The sequence below is a fragment of the Corynebacterium sp. HMSC076D02 genome, from assembly GCF_001813815.1.
Taxonomy (GTDB): Bacteria; Actinomycetota; Actinomycetes; order Mycobacteriales; family Mycobacteriaceae; genus Corynebacterium; species Corynebacterium simulans.
On sequence record NZ_KV814043.1, the window covers coordinates 112,307 to 124,758 of the forward strand.

The 12,452-nt window shown below is 58.0% G+C and carries 9 protein-coding genes and 1 pseudogene; 4 read left to right on the plus strand and 6 right to left on the minus strand.

The features are described from left to right. Positions 1-94 precede the first annotated feature (94 nt). Positions 95-3,451, minus strand: coding sequence for an exonuclease domain-containing protein (locus HMPREF2935_RS02780; RefSeq protein WP_070731906.1), 3,357 nt, complete (start codon positions 3,449-3,451; stop codon positions 95-97). A 306-nt stretch (positions 3,452-3,757) separates the two neighbouring features. On the opposite strand from HMPREF2935_RS02780, the gene HMPREF2935_RS02785 reads away from it, so the two are divergent. Beyond that, positions 3,758-5,152 (plus strand): GntP family permease, encoded by a 1,395-nt coding sequence (locus tag HMPREF2935_RS02785; protein WP_062039114.1) that lies wholly within the window; start codon positions 3,758-3,760, stop codon positions 5,150-5,152. A gap of 50 nt (positions 5,153-5,202) precedes the next feature. On the opposite strand, the gene HMPREF2935_RS02790 is transcribed toward HMPREF2935_RS02785, so the two are convergent. The 4 genes from HMPREF2935_RS02790 to HMPREF2935_RS02800 all read right to left on the minus strand — a co-directional run bounded on the left by HMPREF2935_RS02790 (position 5,203) and on the right by HMPREF2935_RS02800 (position 6,648). Further along, positions 5,203-5,673, minus strand: a complete 471-nt coding sequence (locus HMPREF2935_RS02790) for a gluconokinase (protein ID WP_070732135.1) — start codon at positions 5,671-5,673, stop codon at positions 5,203-5,205. A 62-nt stretch (positions 5,674-5,735) separates the two neighbouring features. Next, on the minus strand, positions 5,736-6,146 hold the full coding sequence (locus HMPREF2935_RS02795) for a hypothetical protein (protein WP_223197716.1): 411 nt from the start codon (positions 6,144-6,146) through the stop codon (positions 5,736-5,738). A 27-nt stretch (positions 6,147-6,173) separates the two neighbouring features. Continuing rightward, positions 6,174-6,389: an IS1096 element passenger TnpR family protein gene (locus tag HMPREF2935_RS13795; RefSeq protein ID WP_080970051.1), complete on the minus strand. Its 216-nt coding sequence runs from the start codon at positions 6,387-6,389 to the stop codon at positions 6,174-6,176. 10 nt (positions 6,390-6,399) lie between these two features. Beyond that, positions 6,400-6,648: a hypothetical protein gene (locus HMPREF2935_RS02800; RefSeq protein WP_129720980.1), complete on the minus strand. Its 249-nt coding sequence runs from the start codon at positions 6,646-6,648 to the stop codon at positions 6,400-6,402. A 131-nt stretch (positions 6,649-6,779) separates the two neighbouring features. Here HMPREF2935_RS02800 and HMPREF2935_RS02805 point away from each other — a divergent pair, with 131 nt between their 5' ends. Beyond that, on the plus strand, positions 6,780-8,750 hold the full coding sequence (locus HMPREF2935_RS02805) for a fructose-specific PTS transporter subunit EIIC (RefSeq protein ID WP_070731908.1): 1,971 nt from the start codon (positions 6,780-6,782) through the stop codon (positions 8,748-8,750). A gap of 42 nt (positions 8,751-8,792) precedes the next feature. Here the strand turns inward: HMPREF2935_RS02805 and HMPREF2935_RS02810 are convergent, their stop codons facing one another. Beyond that, entirely contained in the window at positions 8,793-9,344 is a 552-nt protein-coding gene (locus HMPREF2935_RS02810) for a hypothetical protein (protein WP_061920882.1), read from the minus strand. A gap of 524 nt (positions 9,345-9,868) precedes the next feature. On the opposite strand from HMPREF2935_RS02810, the gene HMPREF2935_RS02815 reads away from it, so the two are divergent. Both HMPREF2935_RS02815 and HMPREF2935_RS02820 read left to right on the plus strand, forming a co-directional pair. Then, on the plus strand, positions 9,869-11,236 hold the full coding sequence (locus HMPREF2935_RS02815) for a hypothetical protein (RefSeq protein ID WP_070731910.1): 1,368 nt from the start codon (positions 9,869-9,871) through the stop codon (positions 11,234-11,236). A gap of 272 nt (positions 11,237-11,508) precedes the next feature. Then, a pseudogene (locus tag HMPREF2935_RS02820) lies at positions 11,509-12,431 on the plus strand (ribokinase). Positions 12,432-12,452 lie beyond the last annotated feature (21 nt).

Sequence of the window (12,452 nt, forward strand, 5' to 3'; positions counted from 1 at the left end):
CCCAAAACTCGCCTAAAATGAAAAATTCGCCCTTTTTAATCTTAAGCAATGCACGGGACTGCGTTATTTCAGCCCCCTTGCTCCATGAAATCCCCTAGAGCTCCTGAATAAGGTCAGCGATCTCGTCCTGGTGGCGATGACGGAAGACCGCCACCGTTCGCCGGCGCGGCGCCTGCGGGCTCAGTCCCAGTATCTCGTTAACTCGAGCTAGCGAATCTTCCGTCGATTCACCAGGCTGCATCAGCGTGCCGTCAAGTCCCACGAAGTCATAGAGGCGAGCCAACCCAGCCTCATGATGCTGGACAGCAGGTGCGATCGAGACATCAAAGGTCCTTTCTTTGCCCAGCTTGAGCCACACCCGCTGGCCCTCGCGGACACCGAGCTCGTCGAGGAACCGCTTTATCGTTGACAACGAGACTTGCTTAAGACGATTGACACGAACAAACTCCTCACCTAACCGGCTACTCAGCGCACAGCTCTCGCCCACTTTTACTCCGTAGTACGCAGCAATGGGCGCGGGCACAGCGAAGCCGCTGCCACGCAGGTGGTCCTTGTTAACTGTCAGCAAGAGGTTCCACTCGCCGTCACGGAGATAGGCATCGCGGGCATCTGCGATATCGCCCTCCATGACGTTTCCAGACTCATCCACTCGTGCAATAACCATGCCGTCGCGAGTCTCAAAATCTCCATTGGCCGCATATTGGCGGATCGAGAGTTCTGAAATTCGCAATCTCTCTGCCTGCGCTAGCAGCTCATTCAAAGCAATCGCAGGGACTTCCTGCGAGGAGCCTGCGGCATCGACAACCGTATGAGTTCGGGTGCTAGCGGCCAGGCGCGTAGAAATCCAGCTAGCAATACTCTTGAATTCCTCGTGTCCCCACTCCGTCAGCGCCCATTGATCGGCAGAGACTTTTGTCAGACGAGGATCAATGGAGAATTGATTAGAAGCAGACCGTGGGCTGCCGCCCCCGAGGGTATCCATGATCGCCTCTGCAGTCATCGGCTCACCGTTTATAGCAAGCACGCTCACAGCACGGTCTTGGTAGCTGCCGACCTTTGTCAGCACGTAATTGTCTAAGACTGCGACCTTAAGTTCCTCGTTGGTCACGATGTACTGCTCCAGCCGTTCCGGCGTAACTTCCAAGCCCACGGCGAGTTCATCAATCCGAACAATACCGTGGTCGTCCGCCAGCGTTGTTAGCTTCTCTGACAATGCCTGAGTGAAGCCATTGAACACCAACCAGCCGTTAACAACTTCCCATTGCTTGCCAATGCCCGTGAAAATTTCACCGAACGTTGCGTCAAACCCTGCTGGCTTTCGTACGAGATCAGGTAGCTCCCTTCGGAGCTCATCCACAGGCAAGATTGGACGGGCACGCTTACCCACAGCCGCCACGACTTCTTTAAAGAGAGCACTATCCTTCTCAAAATCTTCCGCCAATTGTCGCTCCAACTGACGGATCCTCTCGCGCGTGAGACCAAACGCGGTACCGATGGAATCCAACGTCGCCTCACCAAGCCACCGGCTGTTAGCGATTCCGCGTTTGCGTTCATCACCGCCGATGGCTCGATCGAGCTCATCCACGGCGCGTTGGAACAAAGCCCGCACTGGGGATTGGTGCTCAAGGTGTGCAGAAATTATGGGGACCTCGGCTGCGACGGCACTTGGTAACGACGCAACCTCTACAACCGCGCCATTTAGCTGTGCCCACCCGATGTACAACGCGGCTTGGTCCAACGCGCGGATTTCTTCGGACGTTCGACCCAAAAATTCAGCAGCGCGCCCAGCGGAGTCATCGTCGATAAAAGGATTGTCACCAATGGGGATGTCACCATAAGGGTTCTCCGCTGCACCAATACTATCGATCACCGCGGCATTTCCACTGTCACTGGCTGCAAGAACCACAGCTTCCACCATGGCTACAAGCTTGTGTTCGCCTACTCCTGGTAGGTCACGCAAGTCCTCCACGGTTGCCTCCAGCGGTTGCGGGAACCGCGCAAACCACTGTGTGTACCCGCTCTTGTAAGAACTTTGCACCTCGATCTCACTAAACGGCGTCAACTGGGGTGAGAGCTCCAGAAGTTTCCGTCTTGGGTGCTTGGCGCACCACTCCACCGCCAATGCCTTTGTGCCAGTGTGCGCACTTGTGCCAGAAACGCCAGTGCTCCACGGGAAGATCCCGTAGGTTTCTGTCAGATCAAGTTCAGCAGGCTGCGCCGACAGGTCCTGCTCCACGAGTTGTCCGCCCCCAGACATATTGCCCAACAGACGAGCAAAGGCCGTCTCACCAATAATTGGGACGCCGTACTCCCTGGCCTTGCGCGCCTTTCCACTCATGGAGTCAGGGTTCGCAGCGACGAGTAGCACGGACTTCTTCGTCACGCCGCCGACACTTAGCCCTACTGCCATTGCGCGACGTTCCCATTCTTCTCGGGGAAGATCGAACTGCCCCGTAAACGTCACTCTGTCCCCAGCAGACAGGCTGATACCCAGTTCATTTTCCCCTCGCTGTGGTGCCGCAAGGAGTGCCTCGGCGGTATCGGCAGGCAGCCCCAGCTGCTCGTTGAGCAACAGCAGCGTGGCACGTTCTTCCTCTGTCACCTCACCATCAAGCCAAACCTCCACGGCGAGCTGCCGGATGAATTCTTCATGAATACTCATCACGTCATTGCTGGTGAGCCCCTCCTGCTGCGCTTGGTTCTGCAGCTGGGCAATTTCAGACTTGGAAAGTTCCTTATCTACCAACGCTGCCGCGAGCAGTTTCTTGTACTTCTCCGCATCTCCGGAGCCTTCAGGTGCTGCAGTATCTGCCAGGCGGACCAGCCATTCACCACGCTTGTGCGTCAAATCTTCTGCCAACGCGGTGCGAGGTAGAAGCGCGCCGCGAGCAGGAAACTCCTGCGGTGGGAGGGTAATTGCTCTGCTGCTTATCACCACATCAGTACCTTGGCTAACCAGCCGGGCAAACAGCTCTGCAGTCGCCAGTGCATCTGCCAGTGCCGAGTGCGGACGGGCGTTTGTAATCCCAACAACTTCCAAGGCGTGCTCAAGGGTTGCACCCTCGCCTGGATACGTCTGCTGGAACAACCGCTTGGTATCAACCACCCACGCCCCGTAGTTGGGCCACGCCACCCCTAAACTAGAAAACTCCCTCTTCAAGAACCGCGCCTCGAAAGGCGCATTGTGTGCGACCACCGTGCGCCCGTTGAGAAGTTCGAAGAATTCCCCTGCGACTTCGCCGAAAAGGGGCGCATCCACAACGCCAGTCGGTGTGATGCGGTGAACGAATGAGTTCGGAATATCCCGCTGCGGCTGCACCAAGGTCTCCCACGTTGACTCCACCTCCCGGTTGTGGTCCAACAAAACCACGCCTATCTCGATGACTCGATCAGTCGAGCCAAAGCCTGTGGTCTCGAAGTCAACGACGGCGTATCGCTTAGGGGCAACCATGGGGCCTTCCTTCTAGCTTGTCGGATCAATTCGTTGGGCTATTCAATTGCGCTGCACACCACATCATATGTGTCGACATGTCTCGAGTCTGTCGGCCTGGCCCAGATCGGTGTCCTAAATAAATGGAATCGTCGTCATCGTCCTCCTTCGAGGTAGCGCTGGCACTTAGGTTCCAATTTGAGCTGCACGGTACGAAAGTCACATTTGAGTGGTTATATCCACGCTTATTTCCGATGATAATCTGACTCACAACTACGGCTTGACAGCAAGGCCGTAACTTAAGAAAGGATTAGTTCCATGGACGTCATGGAAACCTGGGAGCCGGTGCTTACAACCGGCCCTCTGCTGGGGATAGCAGCTGCCGCGGTTGCCTTGATCCTGGTCATGGTGATCTACTTCAAGGTTCACGCATTCATCGTGTTGACCATAGTTTCTACCCTGACTGCGCTTATTGCCGGTATCCCTCTTGAAGGCGTAGTACCGACGCTAACCAAGGGCTTTGGTTCAACGCTTGGTTCCGTTGCGCTGTTGGTTGGTTTGGGCGCCATGATCGGGCGCTTGGTTGAAACCTCCGGTGGCGCTAAATCGCTTGCCGACGCCCTGGTTAAACTCTTCGGCGAAGATAAAGCACCGTTTGCGCTAGGCGTTGCCTCGCTCATTATGGGTTTCCCCATCTTCTTCGACGCTGGCTTAATCGTGATGCTGCCGGTGATCTTCGCAGTGGCGCGGCGTCTTAACGGCCCGGTTCTCGCCTACGGTATTCCCGCGGCCGGCGCGTTCTCAGTAATGCACATCTACCTTCCGCCCCACCCGGGTCCTGTCGCTGCCAGCGAATTCTATGGCGCTGACATCGGTCTCATTTTGGTCTTCGGCCTGCTGGTCGCGCTTCCTACGTGGTATCTCTCCGGCTACCGCCTGGGCCTGCACTTGGGCAAGAAGTACCCCTTCGTTGTCGGCGATATTTTGACCGGCGAACGCGTGGCGGATGAAAAGCTTCCGGAAAAGCCAGCTTCACCGGCGACGGTCATCGGAATTCTTCTTATCCCAATGCTCCTTATCTTTGGCAACACCGGCTTGTCGGCGCTTTCCTCCGCCGGTCACATTTCCGGCGATGCCACCTGGGTGAAGTTCTTCATTTTCTTAGGCCAGACCCCCATCGCACTGCTCCTCACGGCGATTGCCGCGATGATTGCGCTCGGGCTCAAACGCGGAATGGATAAGACCGCGATCGAAAAGACCATGGAGTCTTCCCTGGGGCCGATTTGCTCGGTGGTGCTGATTACCGGTGCCGGCGGCATGTTCGGCGGCGTGCTACGTACTTCTGGAATCGGCGATGCTCTGGCTGATTCGATGGCAGGCCTCGGAATTCCTGTCATTCTTGCCTGCTACCTCATTGCGGTCGCGCTACGTCTTGCGCAGGGTTCTGCCACCGTGGCTCTTACCACTGCAGCAGCGCTCATGGTCCCGGCTGTAGAGGCAGCAGACTACTCTGCGGTGCAGCTTGCTCTTATCGTGCTTGCCACCGCCGCGGGTTCGGTCTTTGGCAGCCACGTCAATGACTCGGGCTTCTGGTTGGTCGGCCGCCTCATGGGCATGGACGTGGCAACCACGCTGCGCACGTGGACCCTCAACCAGGCACTCGTTTCCTTCGTCGGCTTCGTCTTCGTACTTATTATCTTTGGGATTACTGCAGCGCTTTAGCCCCAGTTAGCCTCAGTCCAAGAAAGCCAAGCCACAACGTTTTAGGGCATCTAGCCCCGCAGATACCTCGCTGCTTCGGCAGCTAGTTCTGCGGGGCTTTGTGCTACGTCGAGCACGATCCCCGGCTCATCCTCATCGAGCGGCTCAAGCGTTTCGAACTGCGATTGCAAAAGCGATACCGGCATGAAGTGGCCTGCACGGTTTTGCATGCGCTCCAGCAAAAGCTCGTAGCTGCCGTGCAGATGAACGAAGAATGTATCCGGCGCATGGGTGCGAATCAGATCCCGGTACGAACGCTTAAGCGCTGAGCATCCCACGATGGCGCCTTCGGTTTGCCCCTGCATCCAGTGCCCGATTGCTTCGAGCCAGGGCCAGCGGTCGGCGTCGTTAAGCGCGTGCCCCGCGGACATCTTTTCGATGTTGGTGGCCGGATGCATGTCGTCGCCGTCTCTAAAGGCGAGACCAACCTGGCCTCCCAGCAGCTGCCCCACCGTGGATTTCCCGCAGCTGGACACTCCCATCACGATGACGTGTTTATGGGCAAGTTCCGTGTTCACCTTAGTAGAGTTCACAGCCTTCAAGCCTAGTACTGCGGGGTGAAGTTGATACGTTCAATCTCCGCTCGCGCGGCCGGGTCCAACATCGCGCACAATCCGCCGACCACGTAACGGACTCCGGGAACCGTGGTGGAGGAACCCACGCCTTGCACGCAACGATCAAAGGCAGGCAAGCCGATACCGGGTGCCGGCGAATTCATCGAATAGAACGACGCTGCCATCGCCGCACCGCGATTGCTGTTCAGCGCATCAGAGGAACCCTTGATTCCCTGCCACAAGACTGCCCCAACCGGATCAACTAGGAACTGATGCTGCTCCTCCGGCGTCAACGCGGCAGCCTCTGGCGCAGTCGCACCCACGCCACCACCACTAACCACGCCAAGGGACAAAAGCCCAACTGTCAAAGCACGAGCACAAACACGAGAGAACTTATTCATAAACGCAACCTACCACGCTAATCAGTCTCACGAAGTGGCTTTTCCACACGTTATTAACAGCGCTTCAACGCGGTGGACCCAACTATCCCTTAAAGCACAATTTCGATGCGTGAACTGATCCCGATGGCAGTCCTCCCAAGCAAAAGCCACCTGCAAAACCTCGTTCAAGCCCGACAACGTCATGCCTGCATCAACAGCAATTTCGCGAGTGACTCGGAATTGTCCGACTTCCAGTGTGGCCAAAAGTTACTAGCTACTCATGATTTGAAGGCTTCGGATTAGCTATAGCCTGTTGAATCATCACGAGCTCGACTCCTAAGATTTCGCCGGAAGATGACACATCCACAGCACCAGCAATAGATGCTGGATCGTCACTGAAAGATAGTGGAATTGAGTACTGATATTCGCCGACATCTTTATCATCAGTGCGTTTTAGCGTAATGCCTACATCGTCGAATACGCCTGACAAGTCCAATTTGTCGCCCTTTTTGATCATCTTCATTTTCCCTTTCCCAATTAGCACGTACATCCGAAACACTATCGCAATTCAGTTCCCTCTTCCCTCGCTTCAGTTCTCAGGCCAAATACCACCGCCGCTAGATTCCCGATTCCCCGTCCTGTTAGATCACAGTTATGAGTACATCGCAATCAAGGCCGAGGCTGCTTGCCATCACGGCCTGCCCAACGGGAATCGCACATACCTACATGGCGGCGGAAAACCTTGAGGCCGCGGCGCAGAAGCTGGGCTACGAGCTTAAGGTGGAAACCCACGGCTCCATCGGAGTCGAAGGGAAGTTTTCGCAGGCAGACATCGATGCGGCAGACGCCGTTGTCATCGCGGCGGATACGGTGGTAGCTAAGGACCGCTTCGTCGGCAAGCGGCTCGTAGCTACCGGCGTCGACGAAGCCATTAGCCGCCCGGAGGAGCTACTGGGCCGTGCACTGGAGGCAACGGCGCTAACTACAGCTGAGGCCCGGCGTGACTCCACCGAGAGCGCCACCCCGGCGGGAGGCCGCACAGAAGGTACTGCCGATTCGGGTCTGCGCGGCTTTGGCCAGACGCTGTATAAATCCCTGATGAATGGCGTGAGCCACATGATCCCCTTCGTAGTCACGGGCGGTTTGCTCATCGCGGTCGCGCTGTCCATCGGCGGCACGCCAACCCCGGAGGGCATCGCCATTCCGGAAGGCAGCTTCTGGTTCACCATTAATCAGCTAGGTGCCCTGGCGTTTTCTTTGATGGTGCCGATTTTGTCCGGCTACATCGCCGTGGGCATTGCGGATAGGCCGGGCCTTGCACCGGGACTTATCACCGGCCTTATCGCCACGACGGGTTCGCTCTACGGATCGGATGCGGGTGCCGGATTCATTGGCGGCATCATCACAGGTATCTTGTCCGGCTATGTTGCCCTGGCCATCAAGAAGATTCCAGTGGGCAAGTACGTCGCGCCGATTTGGCCGATTATTGTCATTCCGATTCTCACCACGCTTATCGTGGGCCTGGCGTTCATCTACATCATCGGTCATCCAGTCGCCGCTGCCTTCGAGGCCATGACGGATTACCTCGCCGGCATGCAGGGTTCCTCCGTGCTCATACTCGGCGCTGTCATCGGCGCGATGATTGCCTTCGACATGGGCGGGCCTTTCAACAAGACCGCCTTCCTCTTCGGCGGCGGCCTCATCGCGGCTGGCAACGCGGCACCGATGGGCATGGCGGCAACGGCGATTGCCGTGCCACCGCTAGCCGTCGGCGTCGCCACCTTGGTTCGCCGCAGCTGGTTCAACAAGGCCGAGCGCGATTCCGGTATCGCCGCCCTTTTCATGGGTATGTTCGGAATTACCGAGGGCGCGATTCCGCTCGCCGCTGCTCGTCCGCTGCAGGTCATTCCGGCTAACGTCATCGGCGGTGCCGTCGCGGGCGCCATCGCGGGACAGCTCGGCGTCGAGGATCACGTCATGCACGGCGGCCCGATCGTGGCGCTGCTGGGCGCCGTCGACAACGTTGGCGGATTCATCATCGGCCTGGCGGCCGGCATTCTTGTCGACGCCGCGCTTATCCTCCTGCTCGTCGGTATCACCGCCAAGAAGGGTGCCGCGGCGTCGGAAGCAACTCCTACTGAAGGCGCCAGCGATAGCGATGCCCTGCTTCTTCCCGATACGGTCGCGCTTGAGACCACGCGTGGTACCAACCGCGAGGACATCATTCGCGAGCTCGTCGCTTCCATCGCAGCCACTGGTCGCGCTTCCGACGCCGAAGCGCTTGTCGACGCCGCACTAGCCCGCGAAGAGCAACACTCCACCGGCGTCGGCAATGGCGTTGCCATCCCGCACGTCCACACTGCAGGGGTCACGCGCCCAACCTTGGCTTTCGCCCGTCTTCCCAAGCCCGGCATTCAGTGGGCCGAGGGCGAGGAGGCAACCGACCTAGTATTCCTGATCGCTGTTCCGGAAGGCTCCGGCAATCAGCACCTCAAGATTCTGTCGAAGCTGGCCCGCCGCCTGATGAAGGAAGATTTCCGCGCACAACTGCGTGCTGCGGGCACTCGCGAAGAGGTCATCGACCTGGTGGGCGATGCAGTCGCTGTTCCCACCCCGGCGCAATAGTTCTTGAACTAAACGCTAAATCCCCCGCTTAGCGGGTGCTCGTCACGCTACTCGATCTCCCCATAGCACCCGCAATTCCTCAGTCGCCGGCCGCCAGTACGCAGCTTGGGCCGCAGTAAATTCCTTCAGCAAGTGCCCGCCGCTGCGTGCAGCGGTGCGGGTGGCCTCGTTCGTAGCGGCATCGAGGACGTCGATATAGCGGCCGACCTCGTCGCGCGGGATGCGAAGTCCCATCGTTATATGCGGGGTCCAGCGGGCCCCTCGTGATTCAGGATTGGCCGCGCTAATCTCCCGAGCGGCCGCTTCGAACTCATCGGTTGTTTCCAGAAGCCAAGCGATTGATTGCTTCGAGCGCGTTCCGAATACTACGGTTCCCACCCGTTGAAAAGTTGCTGGCAATAGCGGCGGAAGCAGTTCAGCGGCCAGTTCCACTGCCTCGGGGGCCATGGATTGGGCGAAAGTAATAGTGATGTGCGGGCGCTGATTCTGGCGTGGCAGGCCACGCCGAACGAGGTCGTCGAATAGCTCGGCGATGGCCCGTTCTTGCTCTTCAGAAAGATAAAGCAAGAGGTTTTCTGGGGATTTGGCGCTCATGATTTCAGGTTATGGCATTTGAACTATTAAGGTTGTCTGGTTTCCAAATGCTGTTAGCCGAGCACATAAGCCCGCATGGTGTTATCCTCACCACTGGGCGCGATAAGCCACGTGACAATACATCCCAGTCATTAATTTGCACAGGCTATCCCAAGGTGAAGCGCGGGCTGAGCCAGCAAAACGGATTTTCCGCCTTTCGAGGACCGCCATTTAGCCATTTTCCACATAAGGATCACCCCTGAAAGTAATCATACTTTAGTTTGTGATCGTTCGGACAAGAACACTTTTCGCACGATGTAGTCCTAATTTGGAAAATTCCCAGTCAGCGTTAATTTTCCACCGAAGCTGTTTACAGCGTTCATGACACTTATGTGAATTTCTATCTTTAATTGTCAATACATCTCTATCGTGCGTCACTGAAAGACAGTCGCTAGCGTAGGTCTTCGTCACGCACCGCCAACGTATTCGCCGTGCGTAACTCGCCAAAAATACGTCCACCTCCAGTCGTTCGAGGAGAACTAAACATGTCTATCCGTCGTCGCTCCGCCGGCCTGTTCGCCGGCCTTGCCATCGCCGGCAGCACGCTCATGATGCCAGCAGCTAACGCTGAAACCATCACCGAGTCCTACCCAGAGACTCCGGCCATCAACGCCAAGCTGCCAATCATCCACACCACCCACGGTTCCGACCACATGAAGGCTAACGTCCTTAACCCACGCCCGGTCTGCAACCCATGGGAAGACCACCGCACCGTTGTCTACAAAGCAACTGACACCTTCATGCCAGCTGGCACCATCTCCACCACCAACCAGACTAAGAAGGACATTCCGCTGCAGCAGGACCTGTCCAAGTCTCAGTCCATCCAGCTGGAGGTCAACGGCGACCGCACCAGCACCACCTCCATGAACCTGGGCGGCGACGTTTCCGGTAAGAACTCCAAGGGCTCCGCAGGCATCTCCCACGAGATCGCTACCAAGCTCGGCGCTTCCGCTTCCTACTCCCTGTCCTGGGAGGCTGGCCAGTCCATCGGACCTTACGACGTTCCGCCAAACCACACCGGCGAAGCAACCTACGGCTTCCGCGTTCTGAACATGACCGGCACCCAGCAGTACTGCAAGACCAACGGTACCTGGTCCACCCCGACCGCTTGGTCCGCACTGCAGCCAGTCAAGAACGAGGTTCGCGTCAAGCTGTACGACGACCTCGCTGACTCCTTCGCTCCTAACAAGGACGCACAGAACACCGAAGAGGTTAAGCAGGAGGACAAGGATCCGAAGGCTGACGCTGAGGTTGTCAAGGACAACGAGGCTCCAGTAACCGAGGCACCTGTTTCCGAGGCTGAAGCTAAGAAGGAAGAGGAAGCTGACAAGGCAAAGCTCGAAGAGGTAAAGAAGGACGAGAAGTCTGACGAGAAGCAGAAGCTCGACCTGAAGCCTTTCTTCACCACCTCCGGCGCTAAGCACTCCGGTTTCGCAGGCACCGTTGCTCTGCAGCTGGAAAACGTTGGCTCTGACCGTTACTACGGCACCTTCCCTGCAGTTCAGTACCGCGTTGACGTGAAGACCGACAAGGGCCCGAAGGGCGTTGACCGCCTCATCACCCCACGTTCTTCCAACGGCGCTCACATCCGTGACCTGGGCTTCAACGAGAAGACCTCCACCCGCACCTTCGAGGTCACCCTGGCTAACCCAATCAACGCTGGCGAGAAGGTTCGCGTTGCAAACCTCGACTTCGGCGATGGCGACACCAAGGAAGGCCGCATCCACAACTACATCGAGGTCACCCAGATTGGCCGTCTGGAAGGCGACAACTCCCAGGCTAACGACCAGAACGTTGACTCCCGCAAGGCAACCGTCAACGACTTCGGCAAGCAGGTTAAGGGCACCTTCTAAGCCCTGCAAGCATCCGCTGCTTAGATAAGCCGCTCCACATCTTCCTTCAGCTCCCTTCTCAGGGGCTGGAAGATAGGGAGCGGCTTTCCCAGTTTTGCGCACGCCCATCGGGGTCAATCCAGCACAATTTGCCAAACAAGGCGCCAAAACTTCCCGAAATCACCCCAATATTTGGCAAATTGCACCCTTGCGCCGCCCCAAGCCTGGACGCGGACTCTTAGAGTGGACCACACAAGGGAACACACAAAAGGCACAAACGCAAAGGAAACTCCATGACTACAAAACAGCCGCGATGCGTAGTCGTCGGCTCGATCAACGCCGACTTGATGATTAGCGTGGAACGCCACCCCACCCCGGGCGAGACATTGATAGGCGGTGGCGGCGACATCCTCGCCGGCGGCAAGGGCGCAAACCAAGCGGTAGCTGCGGCACGCCAAGGCGCCAGTGTCTCATTCGTGGGCGCAGTCGGCGATGATGCGTATGCAGGCCCAGCCATGGAACTGCTAGAAGCATCGGGCGTCGATCTCAGCCACGTCGAACACCTCGATTCCACCACCACGGGCCTTGCGGTAATCGAGGTCGCAGCCGATGGCGAGAACACCATCGTCGTGGTCCCCGGCGCGAATGCGCGGGTAGACGCTGAGTTCGTTCAACAGCACGCGCGGGCAATGCACAAGGCGGACTTGGTGCTGCTACAGGGCGAGATTCCCGCCGCAGGATTCCAGAAGGCGGTCGAACTCGCACGCGCGGTAGGCGCCCGCGTGGTGGTGAACCTGGCGCCGGTGGTGGACGTCGATAAGCAGGCACTCCTACAGGCAGACCCACTCGTGGTTAACGAACACGAGGCGGGGTTGGTGCTCAAGCAACTGGGGGCGCAGACGCCGGGCGATGAACCAGAAGAACTCATAGAATGCCTGCGCGCCGAAGGCTTTGCCGCGGTGGTGTTAACGCTTGGACCGCACGGGGCCATCGTGGCGGATGCCGAGGGCACCACGCCGATTCCCACCCCACAGATCAAAGCGGTGGACACAACGGGCGCTGGCGACGCGTTCACAGGCGCGCTCGTGGCGAAGCGCTCCTACAAGGGGCCACGCTTACCGACGCCGCCCATCACGCCGCCTGCGTCGGCGCCTTCGCCGCGCTGGGCCGCGGCGCCCAGCCTTCCTACCCGGATCTAAAAGCGCAGCTTCCTTAAACCGCCAGCCAAGGGCAAAGC